The organism is Nitrospinaceae bacterium (assembly GCA_018669005.1).
In the GTDB taxonomy this organism is placed as follows: domain Bacteria; phylum UBA8248; class UBA8248; order UBA8248; family UBA8248; genus UBA8248.
Window position 1 is genome coordinate 1 of the sequence record JABJAL010000124.1, and the last position, 26,711, is coordinate 26,711.

Annotated in this window: 23 protein-coding genes and 1 pseudogene; 14 read left to right on the plus strand and 10 right to left on the minus strand. The window is 53.4% G+C overall.

Annotation, left to right across the window (positions count from 1 at the left end; translation table 11 throughout):
* Positions 1-1,369, plus strand: a 1,369-nt coding sequence (locus HOJ95_18370) for a B12-binding domain-containing radical SAM protein (protein ID MBT6396660.1), incomplete at its 5' end; no start/stop codon positions are given.
* Between the two features lie 668 nt (positions 1,370-2,037).
* Here the strand turns inward: HOJ95_18370 and HOJ95_18375 are convergent.
* Complete coding sequence (locus HOJ95_18375; protein ID MBT6396661.1) at positions 2,038-3,003, minus strand: NAD-dependent epimerase/dehydratase family protein; 966 nt, start codon at positions 3,001-3,003, stop codon at positions 2,038-2,040.
* Between the two features lie 156 nt (positions 3,004-3,159).
* Positions 3,160-4,119 (minus strand): GDP-mannose 4,6-dehydratase, encoded by a 960-nt coding sequence (locus HOJ95_18380; GenBank protein MBT6396662.1) that lies wholly within the window; start codon positions 4,117-4,119, stop codon positions 3,160-3,162.
* Between the two features lie 187 nt (positions 4,120-4,306).
* Here HOJ95_18380 and lpdA point away from each other — a divergent pair, with 187 nt between their 5' ends.
* Positions 4,307-5,707 (plus strand): dihydrolipoyl dehydrogenase, encoded by a 1,401-nt coding sequence (lpdA, locus tag HOJ95_18385; protein MBT6396663.1) that lies wholly within the window; start codon positions 4,307-4,309, stop codon positions 5,705-5,707.
* Positions 5,708-5,767: 60 nt separating this feature from the next.
* On the opposite strand, the pseudogene HOJ95_18390 reads toward lpdA, so the two are convergent.
* The 4 genes and pseudogenes from HOJ95_18390 to HOJ95_18405 all read right to left on the minus strand — a co-directional run bounded on the left by HOJ95_18390 (position 5,768) and on the right by HOJ95_18405 (position 11,765).
* A pseudogene (locus HOJ95_18390) lies at positions 5,768-7,111 on the minus strand (lysine 2,3-aminomutase).
* 512 nt (positions 7,112-7,623) lie between these two features.
* Complete coding sequence (locus HOJ95_18395) at positions 7,624-8,604, minus strand: D-amino-acid transaminase (protein MBT6396664.1); 981 nt, start codon at positions 8,602-8,604, stop codon at positions 7,624-7,626.
* Positions 8,605-8,698: 94 nt separating this feature from the next.
* Positions 8,699-9,355: a c-type cytochrome gene (locus tag HOJ95_18400; GenBank protein ID MBT6396665.1), complete on the minus strand. Its 657-nt coding sequence runs from the start codon at positions 9,353-9,355 to the stop codon at positions 8,699-8,701.
* 127 nt (positions 9,356-9,482) lie between these two features.
* Positions 9,483-11,765, minus strand: a complete 2,283-nt coding sequence (locus HOJ95_18405; protein ID MBT6396666.1) for a 4Fe-4S dicluster domain-containing protein — start codon at positions 11,763-11,765, stop codon at positions 9,483-9,485.
* A gap of 327 nt (positions 11,766-12,092) precedes the next feature.
* On the opposite strand from HOJ95_18405, the gene HOJ95_18410 reads away from it, so the two are divergent.
* The 6 genes from HOJ95_18410 (at position 12,093) to HOJ95_18435 (ending at position 16,945) form a co-directional block, all read left to right on the plus strand.
* Entirely contained in the window at positions 12,093-12,560 is a 468-nt protein-coding gene (locus tag HOJ95_18410; GenBank protein MBT6396667.1) for a Rieske (2Fe-2S) protein, read from the plus strand.
* Positions 12,561-12,564: 4 nt separating this feature from the next.
* Positions 12,565-13,707, plus strand: coding sequence for a cytochrome bc complex cytochrome b subunit (locus tag HOJ95_18415; GenBank protein ID MBT6396668.1), 1,143 nt, complete (start codon positions 12,565-12,567; stop codon positions 13,705-13,707).
* Positions 13,708-13,723: 16 nt separating this feature from the next.
* Positions 13,724-14,932 (plus strand): hypothetical protein, encoded by a 1,209-nt coding sequence (locus tag HOJ95_18420; protein ID MBT6396669.1) that lies wholly within the window; start codon positions 13,724-13,726, stop codon positions 14,930-14,932.
* 209 nt (positions 14,933-15,141) lie between these two features.
* Positions 15,142-15,567 (plus strand): cobalamin B12-binding domain-containing protein, encoded by a 426-nt coding sequence (locus tag HOJ95_18425; GenBank protein ID MBT6396670.1) that lies wholly within the window; start codon positions 15,142-15,144, stop codon positions 15,565-15,567.
* A gap of 1 nt (position 15,568) precedes the next feature.
* Positions 15,569-16,396 (plus strand): tetratricopeptide repeat protein, encoded by an 828-nt coding sequence (locus HOJ95_18430; GenBank protein MBT6396671.1) that lies wholly within the window; start codon positions 15,569-15,571, stop codon positions 16,394-16,396.
* Positions 16,397-16,516: 120 nt separating this feature from the next.
* Positions 16,517-16,945, plus strand: coding sequence for a hypothetical protein (locus HOJ95_18435; protein MBT6396672.1), 429 nt, complete (start codon positions 16,517-16,519; stop codon positions 16,943-16,945).
* On the opposite strand, the gene HOJ95_18440 is transcribed toward HOJ95_18435, so the two are convergent.
* Genes HOJ95_18440 through HOJ95_18450 form a run of 3 tightly spaced genes read right to left on the minus strand, consistent with a single transcriptional unit; the run spans position 16,933 to position 20,291 of the window.
* Entirely contained in the window at positions 16,933-17,742 is an 810-nt protein-coding gene (locus HOJ95_18440; GenBank protein MBT6396673.1) for an ABC transporter permease, read from the minus strand. The genes HOJ95_18435 and HOJ95_18440 overlap by 13 nt on opposite strands.
* Position 17,743: 1 nt before the next feature.
* On the minus strand, positions 17,744-18,664 hold the full coding sequence (locus HOJ95_18445) for an ABC transporter permease (protein MBT6396674.1): 921 nt from the start codon (positions 18,662-18,664) through the stop codon (positions 17,744-17,746).
* 1 nt (position 18,665) lies between these two features.
* Entirely contained in the window at positions 18,666-20,291 is a 1,626-nt protein-coding gene (locus HOJ95_18450) for an ABC transporter substrate-binding protein (protein MBT6396675.1), read from the minus strand.
* A gap of 175 nt (positions 20,292-20,466) precedes the next feature.
* Here HOJ95_18450 and HOJ95_18455 point away from each other — a divergent pair, with 175 nt between their 5' ends.
* Genes HOJ95_18455 through recJ form a run of 4 tightly spaced genes read left to right on the plus strand, consistent with a single transcriptional unit; the run spans position 20,467 to position 24,578 of the window.
* Positions 20,467-20,691: a hypothetical protein gene (locus HOJ95_18455; protein MBT6396676.1), complete on the plus strand. Its 225-nt coding sequence runs from the start codon at positions 20,467-20,469 to the stop codon at positions 20,689-20,691.
* A gap of 18 nt (positions 20,692-20,709) precedes the next feature.
* On the plus strand, positions 20,710-21,018 hold the full coding sequence (locus HOJ95_18460; GenBank protein ID MBT6396677.1) for a peroxiredoxin family protein: 309 nt from the start codon (positions 20,710-20,712) through the stop codon (positions 21,016-21,018).
* 52 nt (positions 21,019-21,070) lie between these two features.
* Positions 21,071-22,708: a D-alanyl-D-alanine carboxypeptidase/D-alanyl-D-alanine-endopeptidase gene (dacB, locus tag HOJ95_18465; GenBank protein ID MBT6396678.1), complete on the plus strand. Its 1,638-nt coding sequence runs from the start codon at positions 21,071-21,073 to the stop codon at positions 22,706-22,708.
* A 40-nt stretch (positions 22,709-22,748) separates the two neighbouring features.
* Positions 22,749-24,578, plus strand: coding sequence for a single-stranded-DNA-specific exonuclease RecJ (recJ, locus tag HOJ95_18470; GenBank protein ID MBT6396679.1), 1,830 nt, complete (start codon positions 22,749-22,751; stop codon positions 24,576-24,578).
* Here the strand turns inward: recJ and HOJ95_18475 are convergent.
* Positions 24,575-25,765 carry a hypothetical protein gene (locus HOJ95_18475; GenBank protein MBT6396680.1) on the minus strand — a complete coding sequence of 397 codons (1,191 nt, stop codon included), beginning with the start codon at positions 25,763-25,765 and terminating at the stop codon, positions 24,575-24,577. The two genes, recJ and HOJ95_18475, sit on opposite strands and share 4 nt — an antisense overlap.
* Before the next feature lie 142 nt (positions 25,766-25,907).
* Here HOJ95_18475 and moaD point away from each other — a divergent pair, with 142 nt between their 5' ends.
* On the plus strand, positions 25,908-26,159 hold the full coding sequence (gene moaD, locus HOJ95_18480) for a molybdopterin converting factor subunit 1 (GenBank protein MBT6396681.1): 252 nt from the start codon (positions 25,908-25,910) through the stop codon (positions 26,157-26,159).
* Positions 26,156-26,587 carry a molybdenum cofactor biosynthesis protein MoaE gene (locus tag HOJ95_18485; protein ID MBT6396682.1) on the plus strand — a complete coding sequence of 144 codons (432 nt, stop codon included), beginning with the start codon at positions 26,156-26,158 and terminating at the stop codon, positions 26,585-26,587. The genes moaD and HOJ95_18485 overlap by 4 nt, the downstream gene beginning before the upstream one ends.
* Positions 26,588-26,711: the final 124 nt, after the last annotated feature.

Consider the following 26,711-nt stretch of genomic DNA (forward strand, 5'->3'; position numbering starts at 1 on the left):
CATGAACCTGGGAATTCTCAAGGTCGCCGCATCGCTGGAGCAATCCGGCCATGCGGTAGAATTTCTCGATCTATCGGGTATCTCGAATTACGGGGACGCCCTGGATACGTATCTCGCCCAAACCGAATGCACGACATTCGGTCTGACCGCCACGACCCCCCAGCTACCCTCGGCTTTCAAAATCCTATCGCATATTCGCGAGAACACCCCCGGCGCGAAGGTCATACTCGGAGGCCCCCACGCCACCCTTGTTAACGCCGCCTACAAGCGCGAGCAAAAACTGGGGATAGACGGCCGGGCCGCGAAATCCTTTCACCAGCTCATCGAAGCGTTCGACGTTATTGTCACCGGGGACGGCGAGGACGCCATTTTCAAGGCGCTAGAGCCCTTCTCCCCCAAGGTCGTGGATGCCGACGATCCCGCCTCTCCCCTGTGGCTCACAAACGGAAAATTCACGGAATCCCCGTTTCCGGCGCGCCATCTGGTCGAGGTGGACAGCTACAAGTATCACATCGACGGAGAAAGAGCGCTCAGCCTGATCGCTCAGTTAGGGTGCCCCTTCAACTGCGGATTTTGCGGTGGCCGGGAGTCTTCGGCCTTCAGGAAAATCCGGCAGCGATCCTCGCAAAACATCGTCGATGAAATCGTCCACCTGCACAAAGAATACGGCATCAAGGGATTCATGATGTACGACGACGAACTGAATGTGAATCCCAACATGATCGAGTTGATGAACCTGATTTCCGACGCGCAGGAACGTCTAGGTACGGAATTCCGTCTCAGAGGCTTCCTCAAATCCCAGCTTCTCACCGACGAGCAGGCCGAGGCCATGCACCGGGCCGGTTTTCGCTGGATCCTCGTCGGGTTCGAGTCCGGCTCTCCGAGAATTCTCAAGAACATCAACAAGCGCGCGACCCGGGAGGAAAATACCCGGTGCATGGAAATCGCCCGGCGTCACGATCTAAAGGTCAAGGCCCTGATGTCGATCGGACACCCTGGCGAATCGGAGGAAACCATCAAGGACACCCATGACTGGCTCCTCGAGGCCGAGCCGGACGATTTCGACGTCACCATCATCACCTCCTATCCCGGTACCCCTTATTTCGATCACGCCGTTCCCCACGAGACCGAAAAAAACGTATGGACCTACACCTACAATGGGGATGCCCTGCACGAAGTCGAACTCGACTTTTCTTCGGTCGCGGATTATTACAAAGGCGACCCGGAGGGGGGGGGGGTACAAGTCCTACGTATACACCGATTACCTGAGTCAGGGAGGATTGGTCGAACTGCGGGATTGGGTCGAAAGAGACGTGCGCCGGAGGCTGGACATCCCATTCAATCCCTCGGCCCCGACCGTCCGCTATGAACATTCCATGGGACAAGTAGGGCCCCTTCCGGAAAACATCCTCCGGGCATCGGGCGCAATCCCGAAATCCTGAACCTTGAGCGCGGTTGACGTTCTGGGTTCATTCTGCTGTAAAACAACAAACCAAAAGGTCGAAACTTTGATCGATATCACAGATGGACTCCCTTCTTGGTTCGATTGACTTTCGAACATCTGCGACACGAAAACTGCCTACCAGATAGTTGTAGCACTGCCTACGAGGGTGTGGATGGCGAAAACTAATTCACCGTTACATGACACCCGAATTTTCAGGTCTGAAATCCCCGCCAAATCCATAAATTTACCTGTTAATTCCCTGTACTTTCCCTGTTAAACAGGGAATTTGAGGGTGGAGAGGTCCGAAGGATTCCATTCACTGTTCATCCGAAATGTAGAATATGCCCTCATTCATCTCAAGGAATGCATTAGAGGCCAGATAGGAAAAGGAAAGCGAGGGGGCCACGGCACGTAAGGGTCAAGGCCGAGAAAAATACGGGGAAAAGTATGAAGCAGGGGGCTGCTTGAGAGCGAATTAAATTATTTCTAGAAAAAAAACTAAGATCAGGACGAAGCTAAAAAATCTATGAGACTGGGGAACTGAATCTTTTCTTGAGAACAAAGATCCAGGGGAAAACGCATCGAAGAATTTTTCAGATTCTGCCTTCCTCAGCGAGTTTTTCGCATATCCAGCCGTAGGTTTTATCGAGGCCATCTTCGAGGGATATTCCAGGCTCCCAGCCCAGGACTTTTCGCAGCTTGTCGTTGTCGCTGTTTCTCCCCCGTACGCCTTGTGGCTTCGTTAAATCGTAATCTTTGCCGATTTTTTTTCCGGCAATATTAGCGACAATATCGACAAGTTCGTTGATGGTGAGCATGCGATCCTGGCCCAGGTTCAAGGGTTCGTGAAAGTCGGATTGCATCAGGCGATGAATCCCTTCGATGCAGTCGTCAACAAAGCAATAGGACCTTGTCTGCTCGCCGTCGCCCCAAACCTCGATGGTGTCCTCATCTTTTGCGAGTGCGACCTTTCGGCAAATCGCGGCGGGGGATTTTTCCCGGCCACCGTCGTAGGATCCTAGTGGGCCGAAGATGTTGTGGAACCGCACGACGTAGGTGTTCAGTCCGTGATCCTCGTAGTAATGTCGGCAGGATCTTTCGGCGTAGAGTTTCTCCCAGCCATAGCCGTCCTCTGCGTCGGCAGGATAGGCGTCCTCTTCTTTGAGGGGGGTGACGTTGGCATCGTTTTGCATGTAGCCCGGATAAACACAGGCCGAGGAGGTGTAGAGGTATTTTTGGACGCCGCGTTCCCTGGCAGCGTCCAGCATATGAATGTTGATTAAGGTGTTGTCGTGGACGATTTCGGCCTTGTGGGTTTCGATGAATCCGATGCCGCCCATGTTCGCTGCCAGGTTGTATACGTGGTCCGCGCCCTTTGCAGCCTCAAGGCAGTTTTCCCATCTCCTGAGATCCAAGAGCTTGAACTCGTCAGCCTGGGTGTCTTCGTATTCGGGCTCTTTGATGTCAACGCCGCGAATCCAATAGCCTTTCGCTTTTAGATACTTAACAAAATGATGCCCGATAAAACCGCCCGCACCCGTTACAACGATCTTTTCCATGAAATGAAGCTCCATTTCAAATTTTGCGTTAAAATGAGAAAAACACCCTCTTCATATATATGAAATATCTAGTCGGGCTCAACCCCATTCAATAAAGGTTTTGCTCTCCTTTTACGCTATCCTACCAGATCGTGGCGCTACCCATAGTCAGGGCTTTCATAAACGCTCTCGCCAGTAATCTAGAATATCTTGCAGGGTTTGCTCGAAGGGTATTTCGGGTTTCCAGCCCGTGGTATTTTGGAATTTCGACACATCGCCGAGAAGTATTTGCACATCCGAGGGGCGCATCCGGGCCGGATCCTCTTTGACGGCGATCTCGATGTTCGCCCTGGCAATCAGCATGTCGAGCACCTGTTGAATAGTCCATGTCGTGCCCGAGGCGATGTTGTAGACCTCGCCCGGCTCGCCGTGCACAAGAGAGAGCCAGTAGGCTTTTACGATGTCGCGCACATCCGTGAAATCGCGCTTCGCCTCCAGGTTGCCGACATGAATAACGGGCTCTCGTTGTTTTTTCTCGGCGGCAACAATCTGTTTGGCGAAATTGCTACAAACGAAAACGTCGCCGCGCCGGGGGCCGGTGTGGTTGAAGGCGCGGGTGCGCACGAGTTTCATTCCATAGCTTTGGTGGTATTGGTAGGCGAGCAGGTCTGTGCCCACCTTGCTGACCGCGTAGGGCGATAGCGGCCTGAGCGGATTCGTCTCCCGGATGGGGACCTCATCGGGAAGGACCAGGCCGTACTCCTCGCTGCTGCCCGCGATCTGGATCAAAGGGTCGATCTCGGCCTGGCGGATGCCCTCGAGCAAGTGAAGCGTTCCGATGATGTTGGTGTGCAGGCTCTCCTCGGGCGCACTCCAGGAGGTGGGGACAAAGCTCTGGGCCGCCAGATGAAAAATCTTTTGGGGCCGGATTTCTAACAATACTTTGCTGACGGAGCTCTGGTCCCGCAGGTCGCATTCAATGATATTGACGCGGTCGCTCAGGTGGTCAATGTGCTCGGTTCGGCTGCGCCACCGGCGCATGCCGTACACTTCGACGTCGTCCAGGGTCAGGAGGTAGTCAACCAGATGGCTGCCAACGAACCCTGTGATTCCGGTGATTAATACGCGCTCTGACATCAAGTTTCCTCTCAAAAGGATTTAAAATAGCGGGGGAATCCTATCGGGTGCGGTATTGATCGGTCAATGAAGTTAAAGGGAATAGGAAGAAATCTAGGGTGGTTGGTGTTACTGAACTATTCGTGTAAAGGAATGGGGTGTGTTTTCCCTGCCATTTTTATGAACTTTTCAGGCTCCTGGGGGTGTCATGTCGGATACGAATTATGATTTTGCGGTGATTGGTGGAGGTCCTGCGGGATATGTTGCAGGGGTCAGGGCGGCCCAGCGGGGCGCCAAGTGTGTCGTTATCGAGCGGGGTGCGCTGGGTGGCACATGTTTAAACTGGGGGTGTATTCCCAGCAAGAGCCTGATTCGCGCCGCCGATGTCTATCGAAGTATCAAGCACGCCTCCAATTATGGAATAGAGATCACGGGTGAGGTTCAAGCTGATCTGGCCCGCATGATTGAGCAAAAAGATAAGATCGTGACAGGTCTGGTGAAGGGGATTGGCGGACTTTTCAAAGTGCACAAGGTTGAGCATGTCGAGGGAGAGGCTTCCATCGAGGGCGCGGGACGGATTCGCGTAAAGAGCGGCGGCGGCGAATCGGAGATTAGCGCCGAAAAAATACTTATCTCAACTGGGGCACGCCCCGCCCAGATACCCGTATTTCCCATCGACGGGAAAAGAATCATTTCTAGCGACCAGGCGGTGCATCTCAAAGAGTTGCCAGAGCGCCTGCTTATTATCGGGGCAGGTGTAATCGGCTGTGAATTTGCATGCTTCTACCGCGAGATGGGGGTGGATGTCACCGTGGTGGAATTGCTGGATCGTGCCCTGCCGCTGGGAGATGAAGATGTCTCGAAATTGATCGAGCGTGAACTGAAGAAACAAAAAATAAAGCTTTTAACAGGAAAGAAAATTCTCAAGGTCGAGCAAATTGGAAACGATATGGTCGCCCATATTGAAGATGGCGAAGATATCAGCGCGGATCTGGTGTTGGTCTCGATCGGGAGGACATTCAATACCGATAATCTTGGCCTGGAAAAAATCGGTGTCGAACTTGGCCAGCGGGGCGATATCCCGGTGAATGAGAAGATGGAGACAAATGTTCCGGGTGTTTATGCCGCTGGAGATGTGGTAGGCGGCATGATGCTTGCCCATGTGGCATCGGCAGAAGGCATCGTCGCGGTTGAAAATGCGACCGGGGGAGATGTTGCTATGAACTACAAAGGGATTCCGGCGGGAATTTTCACATACCCCGAAGTTGGTGTCGTAGGCCTCACCGAGCAGCAGGCAAGAGACGCTGGCCACGAGGTGAGTATTGGGCGATTCCAGATGAGGGGATTGGGAAAGGCCCATGCCGAACGGGAGATTTCAGGTGAAGTGAAAGTGATTGCCGATGCGGGTGATGACGCTATTTTAGGTGTTCATATCGTGGGCGCGCACGCAGCAGATTTGATTCATGAAGCCGCCGTGGCCATGCGCAATAATTTAACGTCCTCGCAACTTGGAGATACTATTCACTCGCATCCCACGCTCTCGGAAGCGATTATGGAGGCCGCCCATGATGTACATGGCAACGCTATTCATAATCCACCGAAAAAGTAAGGTTTAAGGGGTAGCAGCATTCAAACGATGTAGCATTAGGAGATGTGGTGTGCCGTAGGTCTATGAGATCGATTGGCTGAAGGTGGCTTCGGTTTTTTCCTGCTTCATGGCTTGAAATTCATCTTCGAAGAAAAACTTTTCTTCACCGAATGCAGGGACGAGATGGTTCAGCCATGTGGCTTTTTCATCAAATTTCGCAAAGAATGGACGTTGAACCCAATCTGCGTTTCGGCCCTGTATAAATCTTAGAACAAAAACTTTTTCCCCGTTGATTTCGGTTACGCCTTGAATTTCGACCTTCCCGGGCTCTGCGCTCATGCTCGGGCCGCGTGCTGTCCGCGCCAGACCGGAAACCTGTTTCATCGCATCTCTATAAATTTCCCATGCCTTCACCAGCGGGATCTCAAAGTAGCGACGCGCTCCGGTATCTCTTTCCACAAACATATAGTAGGGAATTATTCCCAACTTGACCTGGGTTCTCCAGGTCTTTGCCCAAGTGTCCGCATCATCGTTGATGTTGGCGAGTACGGGACCTTGGCTGCGAATAACGACCCCCGTCTCCCGCACCCGGCGAATGGCCTCGCGGGCGATATCGGTGTCCATCTCACGCCAATGGTTGTAGTGGGCCATTAGAGACACATGTTTGCCAGCCTTTACCATACGCTCCAGCAACCGAAGCATATCGTCCGCATCGTCGTCAGTGACGAAACGATGGGGCCAAAAGGTCATGGATTTAGTGCCGATTCTTATTGTCTGTACGTGAGCAAGGCGGCTGTCTCTGGCGAGCGGATCCAGGTAATCGGCCAGGTTCCGTGTTTTCATAACCATCGGATCGCCGCCGGTGAGGAGCAGGTCGGTTACGTCTGGATGTTCCGCTAGATAGTCGTGCAGATTTTTTGCCTCGCTTGAGGCAAATCGAAGCTCCTTATCTCCTACGAACTGAGCCCATCTAAAACAGAAGGTGCAATAGGAGTGGCATGTCTGCCCCTGGCTTGGGAAGAAGAGTACGATTTCCCGGTATTTATGCTGCATCCCTTCTAGTTCTTCATTGCCCAGGGTAGGTACGTTGAGTTGTTGTTGTCCGGCTGGGTGGGGGTTGAGCTCAACCCGTACTTCGGATACGGCCGAATCTATTTCGCTTCTCGATGCCTCTTTCTTGAAAAGATCGCCTATTCGCTCGAAGTGCTCTGGGGCGAGCATTCCGGGTTGCGGAAATGTCAGCTGGAATATGGGGTCCTCAGGGACATTGTTCCAATCGATGAGACTGTCGATGACATACTGATTTACCCGGAACGGGAGAACACTGGAGACCACTTTCATGGCAAAGCGTTGCTCTGCGGTGAGGAGTTTAAGTTGAGGGATGTTATCTAACTGGCGGGCGGTGAACACACGAAATGGCCTGGCCGGAAATACATGATGCGGCCCAGAATTAAGATGGCTGAGGTGCCTTCTGGCTTGCCCTGATTTGTGATCGGGTATAGGAATAACAGGAGAATAATCAAAGCTCTCTGATGTAGTCGATGGTCTGCTCATAATGCTTTACCTCAAGCCACCCGGTTTTGACGACAACTAACCCGAGCTGGAATGAATGTTCATTTCCCGCGTTTTTAATGCCTGTAAACTCGTTGCGATTTTTTTGCACGCGGTGAAACTAACCCGCGGGAAACGAGGACAGGCAACCCTATAGGGAAGACCTTAAAACGTAGCCTCATCTGTATAATGCTTATTATACATAAGATCAGTCTGCTCGGCTAGCGTCATGATTTAAGGTGGTTTTTTACTTAATAGTTATAAGGAAAACCTAATGGGCAACTTCAACTAGATTATTTTCAAGGGGATCAAACCGAGGACAAATATTCAATAGGTTACCAGTTAATTCGCTTCGCGAAAATTTTAAAATTGGCCTTAGAAGAAAACTAATAAGGCACGTCGATTAATTTTCCCTCCCCAGCTCTCATATCCTGTTCAAGAAGTAGACGCATGGCTTTTGCGACGGGTCCGGGTTTACCGTTGCCGATCGTTTTTCCGTCCCATTCCACAACCGGCGCAACGTATATTGAGCTCCCTATCAGCATCATTTCGGCGGCATTTTTTGCCTCCTCGACCGGGATATCACCTATCTTGATTCCCTTGATGACGCCCTGATCGACCAAAACGGGAGCAAGCTCGAGCAGGCGAAGAACGGTGCAGCCAGACAGAATGTTGTCGAAACGGGGGTGTCTCAAAATCCCGTCCTTGGTGACGAATGCCATGTTCATATTCGACCCCTCACCGACGTTGCCATCGGTATCGGTGAAAACGCCGTTGTCGAACCCTTTTTCCTTGGCTTCTAATTGCATCAGAACGTTGGGTAAATAGTTTGTGCTTTTTGTTTTCGCGTAAAGGGGCGGTTTTATCGGGAAAGTCGTGGTCATCACCCGCATGCCGTCGGTGTAGTAGGAATCATCGTAGGCGAGGCCCGGAAAAATCATAACGAAAAACCCGGACTCAGCATCGGCGGCGGGAACAAGACCCAAGTTGCCGGTCCCTGATGACATCCAGTAGCGAATCGAGCCATTTTTCTGGCCAGAGGCGGCTGTTGTCTGGATAATGATTTCGCGCATCTCCTTGCGCTCGCAGGGAAGTGTTAATTTCGAGGCCGCAGCCGAGCGGTGAAACCGGTCAAGATGCGCCTCAAGGTCGTAAATTTTTCCGTCCACAATTGCCGCCGTGTCGAAAATTCCGTGTCCGCGATGAACCATGTGATCGTCAAAAGGAATTACCATCAATGCAGGGTCGGTGACGACGCCGCCGATATGGCTTGAATAGAAGGCCGAGAATTTAACGGGCTGTTTCTCGCGCAGTCCCTTTAGGCGAGAAAGAACTTCCTCGGGGCCGAGAATTTGAAGCGAGGACATGAAGGCTACCTCCGTGGCATTTGATGATGTTCGGAAGAACCTGTTCATCATGCCCCTAGGGGAGGTCTCCAGCAAGGGGATGAGGAGAAATGCGCTAAAACCGCCTCACAAATGGGAGGGACTTAAGATAGGCGAAGATACTCGATATCTGGTGGCCGTTGAGGCGGGGCCACGCTAATCCCTCGGCCTTGGCCCGCTTAATCATCAGCGGCGCATGGCGAAGCATTCGGGTGGAGAATTCATTCACATTATTAATTTGCCGTGCTGCCCTTCCAAGATCCGGCCCATAATGACCCCCATCGAAAGGCTTCCCGTGGCATCTTTGGCAACCAATTTCCTCGAAAAAAGATTTGCCATGCGCCGTGTTCGCCCGAAAGGCGATTGCGCCGCCATCCCTTTGGCTCAAGGAGTTGAGGTAGGTGAAGATATCGGTGACCTCCTCGCCTTGAAATCCTGGCCATCTGACCCCGTTACTTTTGAGGGTTTCTGCCATTAAAGGCACGTGGTTCCACATGACGGCCGCCCCCAGGACGGGGGAGGTCCAGACGGTGATTCGCGACAGATTCGGCCCGACAGTTGGCCCCCCTTTTTTCTGGAGGGAATGGCAATTCGAGCAACCCTTCATATGAAAAAGGGTGTGCCCGGAATCAACCCTTTCTTTGAGGGGACGCGCTAAATCTTGTGTAAGGACATTCGCAGGCGAGAGCAGCAAAAGAGCGGTGGCGATGGAGAGCGTTATGAGGTGGCGCATCCTCGTATCCTCCAAAAATGGAGAGAAAGTGCAGGGAGGGCATAAAGGTAAATATGGGTTGACCCGTTAACTAACGCAAGGAGAGGGGGGGATTCCCTTTATAAACAAGGAAGTATTTGAGTGCAGGTTAATCCTCAAGCGCCTCGGCGACGAGTTCTGCGATATCGGCGGCCCGTATAGTTTTTTCCGGGTCCAGCGCCTTAAGCGCGTCGTCGAACATCTGCATACAGAACGGGCATGAGACGGCAGCCGTTTTGGCGCCGCAAGCTTTTACGTCCTCAAGCCGCGTGTGGTTGATTCGTTTCGTCGGGTCGTCGTCCATCCAGGCGTAGCCGCCGCCCGAGCCGCAGCACAGCGCCCTGTCCTTGCTCCGCTCAAGGTCTTTGAATTCTCCTTTGCCCGCGATCTGAAGAAGAATTTCTCGGGGCTCATCCACAACGCCGTTATGGCGAGCCAGGTAGCAAGGATCATGGTAGGTGAGTGACTCAAGCGATTTTTTAAGCTTCAGCTTGCCATCTTTTATCAGCTCGCTAATCAGTTGGGTGTGGTGGATGACCTCGTAGTTGCCGCCAAAGTCGGGGTATTCATTTTTGTAGGTGTTAAAGCAGTGCGGGCAGGTCGTGATGATTTTCTTCACCCCGTAGCCGTCGAGGGTCGCAATGTTTTGCTTGGCGCACATTTGAAAGGTGAACTCTCCGCCCGCCCGCCGCGCCGGGTCGCCCGTGCAAACCTCCTCGGGGCCGAGGATACCAAAATCCACCCCGCCAGCCTGGAGGACTTTTACCATGGCGCGGCTGACCAAAATATTTCGGTCGATCATCGAGCCCGTGCACCCAACCCAAAAAAGATATTCGGCCTTCTCGCCATTGCCGAGGACTTTGACGTCTAGATCCTCGTACCACTCCTCGCGGTTGTGCTGGGCGCCTGCCCAGGGATGCATCTTCTCATCCATGTTCTTGAGGAATTGTTGCGCGTTATCGCTCATCTTCGATTCCATCATCACCAGATAGCGGCGCATATCCACCATCTTGGGGATATGTTCGATGAAAACCGGGCATTCGCGCTGGCAGGCGCCGCAGGTGCGGCAGCCCCAGAGGACTTCCTCTAAGATAGCTGGCTGAAGGCCCTCCTCTTGCGCCTCCCCGAAGAGCGGCGCTGTATCAGGTGGCGTGGCCTCGCCGCCATTTTCTCCAGCCTCAGCTTGGGCGGCACGATGTTTTAAGATAATCGGGCCTGTTTGAGTCAGGTGGTCCTTCAGGTCGCGGATGAGCTTGCGCGGGCTTAAGGGGACGCCCGAGCCATAGGCCGGACAAACGCTTTCGCAACGACCGCAGTTTGTGCAGGCATCTAAATCAAGCAGGTTTTTCCAAGAATATTGTTCAATTCTTTCGGTTCCGAGCGTCTCTAAGGCCTCAGGATCGGTTTCCATCATGCCTTCAATATCGAAGTAGGAAAGCTTGCCGCTAGAGTCTAGGTTGCGGAAAAAGATATTAGCGATGCCGTACCAGACGTGATTGACTTTCCCGAAGCCCAGATAGCCCAGGAAAGTGAATGCCGTTGCCGCATGAAACCACCACTGAACACGATGGAAGACTCCCAGGAAATCAGGCCCCCAGTTTTTCATGAACAGCGCCACCACATAGCCAACCGGCGACCATACAGCGACCGAAGGGTTTTGGCTCAACTCCGTGGCGGCAATTCGCGCGCCCTCGACAACGAAGCCTTGAATAAAGATAAGAGCCAGCAGCGATATCGCGATCCAATCGTCCAAAACCGAATTGATGCGATCTGGGCGAATGACAGCGCGCCGCCATATAGCCATTCCAATTCCGATAAGGCCAATTAAGCCGAATGTGTCGGTTAATAGAGAGAACCAAAGATAAGTATTGCCCACAAGGAAATGAATGCCGGACCATTCCTGAAAAGCGAGAAGACCGGTGGCGAGCAACTCGACGAGAAACCCGTAGAAAATAAATAGGTGCATGAAGCCCGGATAGGCATCCCGCAGCAGGCGCCGGTAGCCGAATATCTCTACAAATATGCCGCATATGCGCTCGGGTATGCGGTCCAGGCGGTTTTCCGCACCGCCCAGACGCCATAGCCGGTATCTCGACCAGATTCCGTGAAACATGAAAATCAGGGGAACCACGGCCAGGAGATACATCGGGAATATGTGAGTGGCGAAGTTTTCGACCTGCTCGGTGTGACAACTTTGGCACTTGGCGGTAGCCGCGAATTTCGGGAATTCGTGCGGATTATGGCAGGTAGTGCACTCGAATATTTTTTCCGGGCTGGTTTTGACGACGGTTTGTGCTTCGCTGCCTGTTGAAAACGCCATAGCGAAAAAAACCAGGAAGGTAACAACTAATGCGCCAGAGAAGCCTCGGCATATGTTTTTACGCGGAAACATTCATTTTCCTTCCTCGTGAATCGCAAACCAATACGAAATTATTCATATATAGACTTTTCTTAAGAGCAGTAGCATACAAGTTATCAGCTACACGAGTGATTTCGCAACGGCTTGAGGATAAATTACAGGAATTGAAAATACCGTTTTCGAGAAATTGTCGAAGCAAGTGGGCTTATTTTCTGCCCAAGTCCATGATTTGACTTTGGCATGTTAATCGTTCGAGGTTTAGGGCGTCGATTAGTTGATTTGCAAGAGTGATTGATACTATTCTAGAGAAATTGATTTCAGCAACTACGCTCCACTCAGATTATTTAAGGGATTGCCAGAGTGTCTTCTTCTGAATCCTCGCCTCCGCAGGAACAAAATATCGAGCGCCGCGGCGCAATGATTGCTTTAAGCATGATTGCAGGTCTAGTGGTTAGCTACGGTACGGCGGCGATTTATGGATTGCGGTATCTGTTTGGAAGGCAGAGCCCGCCCCGACAAGTTCAGGTCCTTGTGGCGTCCGTTGCTGATGTTCCCGAAGGGGGGAGTATTGTGCGCGCCGACCTGGCCGGGCAGAAATTTCTGCTCGTTAAGGCCGGCGGTGATATTCGGGCATTTTCCACATCGTGCACCCACCTAGGCTGCCAGGTTCACTGGAAGCCGGGCGATAAGACTTTCTTTTGTCCCTGTCACGATGGCGTGTTCGATGCTGACGGTAACCCTGTGTCCGGGCCGCCGCCTACGCCATTGGCCCAAAATCCTGTGGAAATTCGTGGCTCCAGCATTTTCGTCACAATGAGAGAGGCCTGAGCCCTTGTCTGAGAAAATCACCACCTGGATAAACGAGCGCATTCCGTTTGATTGGGGCTCTCTTAAGCACGCCCTTGATGAGCCCATTCCGCGTCACATGCACAAATGGTGGTTTTGCCTTGGCGGAACGCCGCTTTATCTTTTCATGATTCAGATGCTCTCGGGCATCGCGCTCACTTTTTATTTTGTTCCCGACCCGGATAAGGCGTATGAGTCGGTTCGCTATATCACCCAGGAGGCGCCGTTTGGCTGGTGGGTTCGCGGCGTTCATCGCTGGTCGGGTGAACTGATGGTGGTCGCGGTAATTTTACACATGATCCGTGTGTTTTTTACGAACGCCTACAGAAAGCCGCGCGAGCTTAACTGGCTCATTGGCATGTTGCTTCTGGTTACGATATTCACCTTCGGCTTCTCGGGTTATTCACTTATCTACAACCAACTCTCCTACTGGGCGATGGTGGTGGGAACGAATATCACCGCGTCCATACCGGTGGTCGGCGAATTTGCCGCCGGTTTCTTGCGGGGCGGGCCGGTCATCTCGGCGAATACTTTGACCCGCATGTATGTTCTTCATGTTGGCTTGCTGCCGATGGCGGCGGTGGCGTTAATCGCCTTGCATCTTTTCCTTCTTCGGCTTCACGGAGTTAGCGATGCCGAGGACACTGGCGAGGGGGATTCTGATGAAGGTTCGGGGCGTTTTTTCCCGTTTTTCCCGGACCATTTGATGACAGAGCTGGCCATCGGGGTTTTCTTAATTTACCTTATCAGCCAGCTGGCCATCATTTTTCCCGTACATCTTGGCGAGCCGGCGAATCCCGCTGTTACGCCAGAGCACATCAAGCCCGAATGGTATTTCTACCCGGTTTTCAGGTTTTTGAAATTGTTTTCTTTTAAAACAGGTATTATCAGTCTTCTGGTTATTGTTACGACTATGTTCGCGTGGCCCTGGGTTGATGCTGCCATCGAGAGACGATTTCCGGGCAAGGATATCAGCATCTATGTCGGCATTGCCGCATCGTTGATGATAATCATGCTCATTCTTATCGAAGGCTTATCGGGACAGGTGGCCTTTGTTAGCTCTATCATCGGTGTTGCCGTTCTCATTGTATCGGCGATGTTCATCCTGAAAGGGTTATTGCGAAAATGAACGGAGGGTGTTTCCTGTGAACTTTCAGGCCAAGCAGTTGGTGGTGGCGATTATCAGTCTTTTCTTTTTAGCCTCATTGTTGACCGTGGGGTATATCGAGAGCGAACGCCTGCTTCCCGAGAAGAAAGCGAAGGCGGTGGTGACTCAAAAGAATCTGAGTTGCATGAAGTGCCACGAGGAAAAATCGCCCGCCGTTGTTGCTCAGTGGAAGGATAGCCGCCATGCCACGCTCGGCGTTGGGTGCATGGACTGCCATGAGGCCAAAAAAGGTGACCCCGATGCCTGGGAGCACGAGGAATCGATGGTCGCGGTTATCCCAACGCCCAAGGATTGCGCCAGGTGTCATGAGGCGCAAGTCAAGGAGTTTGACGCCAGCGCCCATGCCCGGGCAGCCGAGTCCATCGGCAACCTTGACAGTTTTCGTGGCGTGGCCGCCGGGATGTCTGCGGCTATCGGTGGTTGTCAGAAGTGCCACGGCAACAAGGTGAGGAAGCTCAAGGATGGCCGAATTCATCCTGCCACCTGGCCCAACACCGGCGTGGGGCGAATCAACCTCGATGGCAGCAAAGGCAATTGCGCCTCCTGTCATTCGAGGCATCAGTTCTCCGTCGCCCAGGCACGCCAGCCCGAGAGTTGCGCCAAGTGCCATACGGGCATCGTGCATCCGCAGGTGGAGGGGTATGACGACTCCAAACATGGCCTGACTTACCGGATGCGTTCTGGCGAGATGAACCTGAAAAGCGCCAAATGGGTTGCCGGAAAAGACTATAGCGCCGCTCCGACCTGCGCGACCTGTCACATGAGCGCAACTAAAAGCCTGCCCGTTACGCATGACGTCGGGTTGCGCGTCGCCAGGGCCCATCGCCCGGTTATTTCAAAAAAGCTCAAAAATGCCGACAGAAAGCGCAAAAATATGTTCAGCGCCTGCGGCGCCTGCCATGGGCCCGACTATGTAAAAGCCTTTTTCGCGCAGTCCGACCACATCCTCAACGCCTATAACAACAAGTATGCCGTTCCGGCGGAGAAGATCATGGTAGCGCTCAGAAAAGAGGGGAAAATCACCCCCGAGCCCTTTGATGAAAAAATAGAGTGGACTTTTTTCGGTCTCTGGCATGGCGAGGGTCGCGATCCTCAAAAGGTGGCCCAAAACTTCAAGTTCGATTTTCTCGGCGAGGCAGAAAGGCTATCGCCGGGCATCGCGAAACGCATCGTGAAGGGCCCGTAACTCGTTAGTGGAGCGGGTGATGAATTTCACTCGTTATATAAATAGAGTCGAGTAAGTGTATTTTGGAATAGGGGAGGGCATGGTGCCCTCCCTTTTCCTTTTGTTACAGAAGAATATTGGTAAAAAAGCCTGGGTTGTGAACGCGGGGCGGCGGGTTGGAGATGCCCCCTGAAATGTTAGAATCACGGCGATGTCTTTTTTACGGGGGATTGCTTGTGGTGGAGAAAAGAGCCCGAATCCTGGTGGCCAAGCCCGGTCTTGACGGCCATGATCGCGGAGCCAAGGTTGTTGCTCGCGCTCTGCGGGACGCCGGGATGGAAGTAATATACACGGGGATTCGTCAGACCCCCGAGCAGATAGCCGCCACCGTTCTCCAAGAGGATGTGGACGGGGTGGGGCTCTCCATCCTCTCGGGGGCCCACAATTTTCTTTTCTCGAAGATCAGAGAATTGCTCGACGCCCAGAAAATGGACGATGTCATTCTGTTTGGTGGCGGAATAATTCCTGAAGAGGATATTGTCTCGCTCAAAGGTAGCGGCGTATCAGAGATTTTTACGCCAGGAACCCCGCTCGATACGATTGTTGCTTATGTACAAAAAGCTGTTAGCGAAAAATGGGCTCGCGAGAAAATTTAAAGTGAAGCGCTTCGCTTTACTTGTTAGCTTCATCCTCCTTTTTTTTCTCGCCGGATGTGCAACGAAGGGTGAGTCGCCGTCCTCTGCTCTCAAGGAGGCGAAGTCGTCTGCGGCCAAGAAAAATGTTTCGCGCCAAAGCAAAGCGGCCATCGGATTCTACAATTTGGGGCGCGAGAAGATGAAGCGTGGGGATTTTTCCGCCGCTGCCCTCCTCTTGGAAAAATCGGTGGTCAAAGACCCTAAGCTTTTTCCGGCTCATGCCGCCCTGGGGCGGTCTTATGAGAAACTTGGAAAAATAAAAAAGGCCCGAGCCTCATTCCGCCTTGCCCTGACAATTCGGCCAGGTCATGCGGAAAGCCGAATCGCGCTCGGGAGAATGGCTTTTACCAAGGGCGAGGTTGAGCGCGCGCTCTTTCATCTCGAAAAGGCGGTTGAGAGCAAACCGGATTCATTTATTGCCCAATATCGCCTGGGCTTGATTCGCCGCCGCCGAGGGCAGGTTTCGCTGGCGATTCATCACTTTAAGCGAGCCATGCGAATTTCGCCTGGCCATCAGGCAGCCCGCTATTGGCTTTGGCTAAGCCTCACCGAGCGCGGCGGCGCGCAGGCGCGTGAAGTCGAATTGGGCCGGGCGATAGTCGAGTCGGGGAGCGATACCCCGATTCGCTACTATCAGGGCCGGGCGGCGAAGTATTTTAGGCGCGGGCATATTGGCAAGGCTCTTGTAGCCATACAGAATGCTGTGGATGTGAATCCCAACTGGCGGGACAAAAAGTGGCGGAGTGTCCTGAACGATATGGCCCGCTACCGTAGGGCCAAGAAAAAATAGCTTTTATTTATGGCAATACGCTCCTCGGGCAAATTGACCAATTTCCCCGGGGGTCCTTATACTTCCTCGCTGCTCGGATTTTCCTGGTGTTGGAAGTTTTTTGAAAAATGGAGTGTTTTAATGAGGCGCCAAATTTTTTTGATGGCATTAATGGCAAGTATGGTTTTCGTGACCGCCTGCTCCCGCCCGCCCATTGAGCGGGCCTTGAAGCGAGAATTGCTTCCGAGCGAGGCGAATATCGTGGTGACCAACCATTGTCAGGGTTGTCATATCCATGCGGATTTTTTGGCTGATGCGCACATGGTTCGGGTAATAACGAAATATCCGGAAGGAAGCGCTTTTAGAGAGGCGAAGGAGTGTCTCGAATGTCATAACCTGCGCCTTAAAAGTTTGTTCCGCGATGAGAGGCGAAGCACGCAAAGACCGCATGGTCAGATTGTCAAGATGAGTAAAATTCCGTTGCCACAAAAAAAGCCCGTTCAGAAAAGTATGAAGAAAAAGGCCGAGAAGAAAAAAGAAAAAAAGTGGTACTTCTTCTATCTCTTTTGAGCCGGATCCAGCCAGTCGCGCAAGCCGTCTCCCAGGATATTTAGCGACATCACTGTCAGTGCGAGTGCAATTCCCGGAAAGAGCGTCAGGTGGGGGGCGATGAGTAAAAAGTCTCTTCCCTCGGCCAGCATGGCGCCCCAACTCGGATCCGGTGGCTGAACCCCGAGCCCCAGGAACGAGAGCCCTGCCTCCGCCACTATGGCGCCAGCCATGCCGAAGCTTGCCTCGACGATGACGGGAGAGATCACATTAGCGAGAATATGCCTGACGACCACCCGGATGGGGCTGGCCCCAGTGGCGCGCGCCGCGACGACATATTCGCGCTCCCGGAGCGAGAGCACCTGCGCACGTACAAGGCGCGCATAGCCTACCCAGCCGAACGCGGCCAGCGATAACACCACATTCGCCACTCGGGGCTCCAGAACAGACATGAGCGCGATGGCGAGAAGTATCCCCGGAAACGCCATGAACACGTCCGTCACACGCATCAACACTTCATCCCAGAGCCCGCCCGAATATCCTGCCAACGCCCCGATTATGGTGCCGACCAGCACCGATATGAACACGGCGGCAAAACCGACTGTGAGGGAAATTCTTCCGCCGTAAATCACCCGGCTGGCAATGTCGCGCCCCAGTTTGTCTTGGCCGAAAGGATGTTCCCATGTATTTTTTGAAAGGCCATCGGCGAGCTGTTGGGCGAAAGGGTCGTGCGGTGAGATGAGCGGTGCAGCAAGCGCGGCGATAATAATAAAGCCCAGAACCGTGGCACCGGCCCAGATGGAGAGGTTGCGCCGCATCTCAGTCGAGCCTCACACGCGGGTCGAGCCATGCATAGGCAATATCGGCTAGCAGATTCCCAGCTACATACACGAAAGCTATGAAAAGAACACAGCCCTGAACCAGGGGGTAGTCGCGAGCGGCGATTGCCTGAATTGTCAGCCGACCAACGCCCGGCCACGCGAATACGGTTTCCGTGATGATGGCGCCCGAGAGCAAGGCGCCGAGTTGTAGGCTTAGAATCGTGATGAGCGGAAGGCATGCGTTCCGCAGGGCATGGAGCCAGAGTACCCGCCCCTCGCTCAATCCTTTGGCTCGCGCTGTGGCGAGAAAATCCTGGGGTAGAACTTCCAGGAGGCTTGAGCGCGTCATGCGCATTAAAATAGCGGACAAAGCCATTCCAAGGGTGAAGGCCGGGAGGATAAGGCTAAGCGGGCTGGACCTGCCAGAAACCGGGAGCCAACCCAGGTTGATGGAAAAAAAGATGATGAGTAGTGGACCGAGCCAGAAAACCGGCATGCTGGCGCCGAGAACGGCGAGCCCCCCTGCGGCGAGGTCGGTCCCTGAGCCTGCCTTCCTGGCAGCGAGTATCCCGAGGGGAAGGGCGATTAAAAGGGCGATGGCCAGGGCGGCGAGGGTTAGCTCGGCCGAGGCCCCAATCCGTTCGGCCAGGAGTTCTACGACGGGCCTCTTTTTGTGAAGCGAGGTGCCCATGTCTCCTTGTAGAAGGCCAGTCAAATAATCTCTGTATTGGACGGCGAGGGGCCGGTTGAGTCCCAGGGCTTCTCTAAGCACCTCGCGTTGGGCCGGGCGGGCCGTTTCACCCAGCATCAGGTCCACAGGGTCGCCCGGAATAATGTTCGTCACGGCGAAGACAAGGGTGGCGACCCCCCAGAGTACGGGGACGAGAAGCACGAGCCTCTTTAACAGATAACGACGCATGTCATCGTCCTTTTTCGCTTGGTTCGGCCAGGCGCGCATTTGCCAAGGATATGAGGTCCTCGTTCGGATAAACCCGGTATCCCGAAACCCGGCGGTCAATGGCGGCAACATTTACGCTGTGCCAGAGGTTCACGTATGGAAGCTCTCCAGCGATGAGTCGCTGGGCTTTGGCATAAAGTGTGGCTCTTTCACCGGGCTCCACAAGGGAGCGCGCTTCATCAACTAACGCGTCGACCCGCGAATTTTTATAATGACCACGGTTCAAACCGTTTGGCGGGGTGAATCGACTGTGAAATATATAGCGGTAAATATCAGGGTCCGAGATGCCGACCCAGGTCAGGCTGTACAACTGAAAGTTGCCGCTTCGGATGTCGCCGAAAAATGTTCCCCACTCGTAGGCTCGCACACGCATATGAATTCCCACGCGCCGAAGCTGGTTGCCGATGACGGTGGCGATTCGCCGCCGGAGTTCATTTTGCGAAGTTTTGTAGACAAGGGTGAAGCGCGGGAGGGGGCCTTTCCCGTCGGGATCGGGAAATCCCGCCTCATCAAGAAGCTTTTTGGCGAGCGCAGGGTTGTGGTCGTAGCTGGGCAGCCCTTTGGGGTGGGCCCAATGCTCTTGCGGAAGCAGGCTGTCCGAGAGGGTGGCAAGCCCCTTTAGGATGTGTTTGACGATGGGTTTCCTGTCGATTGCGTGCGCAATGGCTTTGCGCACCTTGAGCCGGGACAGGATGGGGTCGTTCATATTAAAACCCAGGTAGGTGAAATTGGTTCCCTCGCGCTTGAGTATTTTCAGCCTCGGATTGGCCGCGAGCCGGGGGAGGATGTCGGGCGAGAAGGCGTTCTGAATCATGGTGAGGCCGCCGCTTTCAAGCTCAAGGATACGAACGGTTTCCTCGGGCAGTATCCTGAAAATCAGACGATCATATTTTGGTGGACCGGCGAAATATTTATTGTTAGCCGTGAGCTCGATGCGCTCGTCTTGATCAAAGCGCGTGAATCGAAAGGGTCCCGTGCCTACCGGGTTTTCTCCGAATTTTCTCCCGGCGTTTCCGGCGCCTCGGGGCACGATGCCCAGCATGAGAGAATCGGTGAGACCCGCCGAGGGCTCCTTGAGATAGAAAACAACAATGTCCGGCGAAGGGGTTTCTATCCTGTCCAACTCGCGGAGGCCTGCCGCGTGGGGTGAGGCCAGGGCGGGATCTCGAATCGAATCGAAAGTGTATTTGATGTCGGCCGAGGTAAGGAGAGCGCCATCGTGAAAACGAACGTTCGGGCGTATTCGGAAACGATGGATAAGCTGGGTGGGGCGCTCCCAGCTCTCGGCCAATTCGAGCCGGGGTTTGTTGTTCTCGTCTCGGGATATGAGGCGGTTAAAGATGAAGCGTTGAACTTGTCCTGATACGGCATCTTGCGAGAGACGCGGGTCGAGTTGGGTGGGGTTGCTTTCGAGGCCGACGATAATATTGCGGCCCGGTGGCGTGGGGTCGCTTCCGCATCCTGTGAGGAAAACCCCGCTAATCATCAATGCGAGAAGCATTGCAGGGCAGATGAGATGGGCAACTTGGGCGTACAGCTTCTCTGAGCTGGGCACCCGATATGAAGCATTGAGACCGCTCGCAGGCATGATGTTTATTTTCAAAGCATAACCGGCGTCGGGCGAAGTTGATTCGGGGAACTTGTCACAGACGGCCAAATACGTCAATAAAGTGAAATCAGGACCAGTTTACAGCCGCGAGGGCAAGGATTAACATCTCAAAAATTAAGCCGCCGAAATAACTGGAATCGGAGACTTTTCCCCGATGATTGGATATCGCTTTGCATCTGCAGTTTACGGTCAAGGGCTACGTGTTGCTGTCTTTCTTTTCTTTTCCCTTGTCTCAACTCTTCTCGTGCCGCATTTTTCCTCGGCCTCATCCCTGAAGGTTGGCGATAAATCGCCTCAATTCGAGATACAAGGATTTAACTCTGAAAAACTCATTGGCGAGAAGAATTTATTGCTCGTCTTCTATCGGGGCCATTTTTGAAGCTTTTGCCAAAGGCAGCTGGTTCAGCTCCAGGAGTATTTAGAGAAATTCACCCAACTCAACACCGAAGTCATTGCTGTGAGCACGGATGATGAGTTGAAGATCCTCAAATCCTCAAGAGAGCTTGGGGTTCGATTCAGATTGATTTCTGACGTCGAGCGCCGGGTGATCGGGTTGTTCGATGTACTCCATCCCAAACAGAGGATTGCCCGCCCGGCGACTTTTATTATTGATAAGCGGGGGCGCATCCGCTATCGCTATATCGGCAAAGATTATTCCGACCGGCCACCGATAAAAGGTATTATGCAGGTCTTGTCGTGGATGTAGTGGCGGTGCTGTTTTGATCTATTTTTATCGCTCGCAAGGACTTAATTTTCTTATGAATTTTTTTAATCATTCATGCCTCCCCAGGGTGCTTAGTGGTGTTCTGATGCTCGCTCTGGGCGTTTCTTTCATGCCGCCAGATGCTCTTGCGGCCCGCAAGAAGCGAGCTAATAAAGTCCGGATCTCATCGGTTAAAATTTTCAGAGACACCGTTAATCGCGCCATAAAAAGAGAATGCCGAATTACGGGTGAACTTGGTGTGCACATTCGTTCGATTTCTGCGGGCGAAACGCTTTTTTCGCATCGGGCCGAGGAGAAAAGGGTGCCCGCCTCGAATATGAAGTTGATGACGACGGCGGCGGCGCTTGCTTATCTGGGGCCCGACTACACTTTTTCGACCGATGTTTATACGACCGGCACTATTAGAAAGGGTGTTCTCAAGGGCGATTTGTTTCTCAAGGGCTACGGCGATCCCACATTTGTTCAAGAGCGGGTTCGGGAGTTGGCGTATTCGTTGTATCTCAAAGGCGTTCGCCAGGTTTTAGGTGATCTGATTGCGGATGATAGTTTTTTCGATGGGCAGCGGTATGGAAAAGACTGGAAGGTAAACGGATCGGGCAAGGCTTATCTGGCGCCCTACTCGGCACTTTCCGTGAATTTCAGCCTCGTGAACGTGCAGGTTGATCCGGGCTCCGGGCCAGGGGCTCTTGCGCGGGTTCAGCTTATTCCGCCCTCGGATACCATCGGCCTTAAAAATAGCTTGAAAACGGTTTCCCGCCGCAAACGCCCAAGGGTGCGGGTGAGCCGTCGTACGGCAGGCGGTAAAGATTGGATTCATGTCAGCGGGCGAACGCCAGCCAGAAAGCGCACCCGGCGTTATACCATTTCGGTATCCGATCCCACCCGATTTGCCGCCGGGACATTTTCGGCACTTTTGAAAAAAGAGGGTATCCGCTTCAGGGGCAGAATACTCAAGGGCAAAACGCCTCCCGATGCCAAACTCATCGCGAGGCAAAACTCGCGCGTCCTGGGCGAGATAATTCGCGGGCTGAATAAGCACAGCAACAATCTGACGGCCGAGTTGATACTTAAAACTCTCGGAGCGGAAATTTACGGTCTTCCGGGCACCACCGAGAAGGGACTTGTTGCGGTGAAAAAATATCTCCTCCATTTGGGAATTCCCCAGGACGCATTCGATTTTTCAGATGGCTCGGGGCTTAGCCGAAAAAACCGGATAACACCCAGGGCCATAGTCACGCTTCTTTCGAGCGTTTATCACGATTTTCGGATTTTGCCCGAATACCTTGCCTCCTTGGCTGTGGTGGGTGTGGATGGGACGATTCGAAAGCGCCTCCGTCGAAGCCGCGCCTCAAGACGAATTCGCGCAAAGACGGGTCTGCTGGCTGGGATTCATGCGTTGAGCGGGTTTGCGGCCGCCGATAATGGCGAGACACTGGCCTTTTCCATTTTATCGAACCAAAACGGCTGCCGCCCTAAAAGATTGATGAACCGTATTTCTCTTGCCATGACACAGTTGAACCGTCCTGTTCCTAAAAGTTTTCACCATAAGCATAATCCGCCGCGCCAGATGCTCCTTCGTCCCATGCCCAATCCTCTTAAGCGGGATCGCTGGAGGCGAAGTGGTCGGGCGCGCAGTGAAACCCAAGGCGCTATGGGCGGGGCAAAACGTTGAGTACAGCGTTTTTTGATTGATACTTTGGGGTATTCGATTAATGGCCTCTAACGAGCAGCGAGCAGCTAGTTACCGTAACGGCCGGAACGCCTCTGCGGGGCTGCCCGTATTTCCGAATCGATGGACAGTCAAACAAATTGATGAAGGTCTTGCCGCCCGCTTGTCGGAGGCGCTAAGGGTGCCTGCGCTCCTGGGGCGCCTCCTGGCGCTTCGGGGAATTTCCGGGGCCGAGGAAGCCGAAGTTTTTCTAGACGCGCCGCTTACCGCGCTGCACGATCCCTTTTTAATGAAGGGAATGGAGGAGGCCGCAGCTCATCTGGCTCAAGAGGTGATGAAAGGCCACCCGATAGGTATTTATGGCGACTATGACACGGATGGAATTTCCTCGACCACGCTTTTGGTCCTTTTTTTTAGATCGCTCGGAGTAACTACCCCTTACTTTATTCCCCGCCGGATGGAGGAGGGCTACGGCCTTCACCTATCTGGGTTGATGGCGCTCCGGGAGGCCGGGTGCGAGACGATAGTGACTGTGGACACTGGCATCACGGCGGTGGATGTGGCGCGCGAGGCACGTGAAAACGGTATCCATCTCATCATTACAGATCATCATGCCCCGCCCGAGGTTCTTCCCGAGGCCCTTGCCGTTGTTAATCCGCGCCAAGAGGATTGCGCCTATCCTTTTAAAAGTTTGAGTGGTGTGGGTGTCGCCTTTAAAGTTGCCACGGCCGTAAGGCGTCGTCTTCGCGACGAAGGTTTTGAGGGTGAGCTTCCCAATCTCAAACAACACCTCGATCTCGTGGCGCTGGGTACGGTGGCGGACATCGTTCCTCTTGTAGATGAAAATCATATCTTGGTTCGGGGGGGCCTTGAGGTAATTTCCTCGGTTATGAATTCCGGTAGCGCGGCGGTGGAGGCCTACAAAGGTAAGCCGGGTATAAGGGCTCTTGTGGCCGCTGCGGATTTAAAAGCGGAGTCGATTACGGCGGGACACATTGGTTTCGTCCTTGCGCCCCGACTGAATGCGGCCGGAAGAGTGGGGGACCCGCGCCTAGGGGTGGACCTTCTTATGGAAGTCGATTCGGCGCTGGCCAGGCCACGCTCGGAAAAACTAGAGGTGTGGAATCGGCAGCGGCAGGACCTTGAGCGTGAGGCGCACAAAGAGGCCTTGGAGCAAATTGAGGCGATGGGACTTGCCGATGAGCACCAATCTCTTGTCCTGGCGAGCGAGAAATGGCACCCGGGCGTAATCGGAATTGTCGCCTCAAGAATGGTTGAGAAATTTAACAGGCCATCGGTGCTTATCCACCTCGATGGTGAGGTGGGGAAGGGGTCCTGCCGAGGTGTTCCCGGGGTCAATCTGGTTGAGATTTTGGAAAGGTGCTCGGGCTCGCTGATCCAGTTCGGGGGGCACAAGGGTGCGGCGGGTTTGTCGATCAAGCGGGAAAATGTGACTCAATTTCGGGAAGAATTTGAGAATGCCGCCCGTGATGCTCTTGGTGGGGAGCCAGCCAGACCAGAATTGTTGTTGGATGGTGTGGTGGATTTCTCGGAACTTGAGATGCCCCTGGTCGAAATGTTGGAAAGAATGGCGCCCTTTGGGATGGGGAATCCCCAGCCTGTTTTTGCCACCTCGGGTGTGGAGGTGGTGGGTCGCCCTGAAACTGTGGGGAAGGGGAAGCATTTGAAAATGAGAATTCGCCAACGAGGGCAGGTGGTCGATTCCATTGGTTTTGGCCTGGGTGGTTTTCTTGAGGACGAGGCGTTTTTGAAGGGCAAGCTGGATGTTGCTTATAACGCCGGTGTGAATCGGTGGCGCGGAAGCGCGAGGGTGCAGATTCAGATTAAAGCGCTGCGGCCCGCAGGCGGTTAGCCGCGCAACGTGGCGAAAGATTCCCTGTCGTCTGGTTTCATGGAGAACCCCGGAAATTCGGTTTTATCGAGGCGGCGGGTGAGGAGCATGACCTTGATGGCTCCCCCTAGCCCCCCCGGATCGAGAAGGCCCATCGCACGCCGCCGCTCGCTGGCAGCATTACTTCCGCTGCCAGTTGCGTTTTCAAGCACCTCAGTTATTCCTGAGCCTAAGAGAAAATGAGTTTGATCGGTAAATCCGGCCAGCGAGAGCCCCGAGATTTCGGCCGCTCTTAGTATCGATGTGAAATCAACATGGGCCGTTAGATCTGATTCGCCGGGAAGATCAAGCGGATTTTCTATAATGGCATGGTTCCGATAACCCCGGATTGTTCCCTCTCTTCGGGATGGATGATACAGGGCTTTGCTTGAGAATCCATAATCGAAAAGTAAAATTCCACCTTGCCCGATTCGTTTGGCCACGGATTCAATCCAATCGATTGCGGCTGGGCACACTTCTACTGTTTGACCAATTTCGAGTTTGACTCCGAGTTCATGGAACCAATTATTCAGGTACGCCTCGGAAAGCTCGCCGTTGCAAAATGAGAGCCTGCCGCCTTGTTGTTCGACGTAGCGCTCTACAAGGCCTTTTTCTGTTTGTTTTAAAATATGAACAGGAAGGGCATCGAGAAATTCATGGGCGATGATAAGACCCTCGAAATTCTCGGGGAGTGAATTTTTTTCATGAGCGTCAGCTTCCAGCCTAGCGCGGGGGCGGGGGCGTTTACTCTCCAGCCATCTGGCCAGCCGCTCGCCTGCCCGAGATGAGGAGGAGGGGTTTTGCTCAATCAGGGTGTACTCAAGGGCCTGTGCAAAGGCCGGGGCGCCCACGTCTTCTGTCGTTTTGAGTATGTCATGCGCCAGCCACCCCTCGCCGGCCCCATATTCATAGATGTTAAACTGGCCGGGTTTGCCCATGGCGCGCCATATTTCCTCGCTCTGGCGAGATAGAATATGTCCGAAGACAGGGCTTTGGTGAGGGCTGGTCTTGAAATCACCACCCCCCCCCAGGCGCTGGGTGGGCTGGCGGTAGTAGCCGCCTTTGGGGTGATAAAGACACATCTCCATGAACTTTTTGAAGGTGATCGGGCCAGAACCCAGTTCTGATTCAAGCGCCCGTGCAAGAGCGGGGTGAGATGAGATATTCATGGCGGCTATTATAGGCTGGCTTCGGGCGGGGCGCACTATTGAGCCTGGATGTCTTGATTCTGACTCGCTTGCCTTCTATCCTGTGTGTTGCTGTCTAGGGCGGTTGATTTTTGACATTGTCTGTTTTTGAGAGGGATGCCAGATGCTGGTTACCGTTAAATGTTTTGCCTGGGCTCGGGACGTTACGGGCGAGGATGAAATCGAACTTGAGGTGCCTGAAAGCGGCACAGTAAAAGATCTGCGCGCTGCACTTGCCCAAAAATTTCCGCCCTTTTCCGAGAAGATGGAATCTATCGCCGTTTCAGTTAACCAGGAGTTTGCTGGAGATTCCCACGCTGTTGCGGCGGGCGATGAATTGGCTCTTATTCCTCCCATCAGCGGAGGTGTCGCATGATCTGCAAAATTGTCGAGCGTCCTGTTGATATGGATGCGCTCATCAAGGATGTTTCTGCCGATGATATCGGCGGTGTGTGTACGTTTATCGGGCTCGTGCGAAATCACAGCCGCGGCGAGCAGGTTACGCATCTTGAGTATCAGGCCTACCCCGAGATGTCGGAGAAAAAAATGCGCCAGGTGGTTGAGGAAATCACCGAGCGCTATGGGGTGGAACGTGTCGCTATGGAGCACCGCATCGGCACCCTTCAAATCGGTGAGATCGCTGTGGGCATTGCGGCGGCCTCGGCCCATCGGGATGCCTCGTTCAAGGCTTGCCGATATGCGATTGACCGCATAAAGCAGATCGTACCGATCTGGAAAAAAGAATTTGGCGAGGGTGGGGCCGTTTGGGTTGAAGAATGTTCCGTGGATGCCGAAATTTCTTGAATATTCCTAAAATCCCATGCAACACTTTGAAATCACTTCGATAAAAATTATTTGACATATTAGTAAATCTGCGTAACATAGTGTCAAATCCAAGACAGACAGATATTAGCTCAACCGTTTATGA

Coding starts and splice junctions, on each gene's coding strand:
- HOJ95_18375 (MBT6396661.1), bottom strand. CDS start 3,003: ATGGAAAAGATCGTTGTAACGGGTGCGGGCGGTTTTATCGGGCATCAT.
- HOJ95_18380 (MBT6396662.1), bottom strand. CDS start 4,119: ATGTCAGAGCGCGTATTAATCACCGGAATCACAGGGTTCGTTGGCAGC.
- lpdA (MBT6396663.1), top strand. CDS start 4,307: ATGTCGGATACGAATTATGATTTTGCGGTGATTGGTGGAGGTCCTGCG.
- HOJ95_18395 (MBT6396664.1), bottom strand. CDS start 8,604: ATGTCCTCGCTTCAAATTCTCGGCCCCGAGGAAGTTCTTTCTCGCCTA.
- HOJ95_18400 (MBT6396665.1), bottom strand. CDS start 9,355: ATGCGCCACCTCATAACGCTCTCCATCGCCACCGCTCTTTTGCTGCTC.
- HOJ95_18405 (MBT6396666.1), bottom strand. CDS start 11,765: ATGTTTCCGCGTAAAAACATATGCCGAGGCTTCTCTGGCGCATTAGTT.
- HOJ95_18435 (MBT6396672.1), top strand. CDS start 16,517: ATGAGGCGCCAAATTTTTTTGATGGCATTAATGGCAAGTATGGTTTTC.
- HOJ95_18440 (MBT6396673.1), bottom strand. CDS start 17,742: ATGCGGCGCAACCTCTCCATCTGGGCCGGTGCCACGGTTCTGGGCTTT.
- HOJ95_18445 (MBT6396674.1), bottom strand. CDS start 18,664: ATGCGTCGTTATCTGTTAAAGAGGCTCGTGCTTCTCGTCCCCGTACTC.
- HOJ95_18450 (MBT6396675.1), bottom strand. CDS start 20,291: ATGCCTGCGAGCGGTCTCAATGCTTCATATCGGGTGCCCAGCTCAGAG.
- HOJ95_18455 (MBT6396676.1), top strand. CDS start 20,467: ATGATTGGATATCGCTTTGCATCTGCAGTTTACGGTCAAGGGCTACGT.
- dacB (MBT6396678.1), top strand. CDS start 21,071: ATGAATTTTTTTAATCATTCATGCCTCCCCAGGGTGCTTAGTGGTGTT.
- recJ (MBT6396679.1), top strand. CDS start 22,749: ATGGCCTCTAACGAGCAGCGAGCAGCTAGTTACCGTAACGGCCGGAAC.
- HOJ95_18475 (MBT6396680.1), bottom strand. CDS start 25,765: ATGAATATCTCATCTCACCCCGCTCTTGCACGGGCGCTTGAATCAGAA.
- moaD (MBT6396681.1), top strand. CDS start 25,908: ATGCTGGTTACCGTTAAATGTTTTGCCTGGGCTCGGGACGTTACGGGC.
- HOJ95_18485 (MBT6396682.1), top strand. CDS start 26,156: ATGATCTGCAAAATTGTCGAGCGTCCTGTTGATATGGATGCGCTCATC.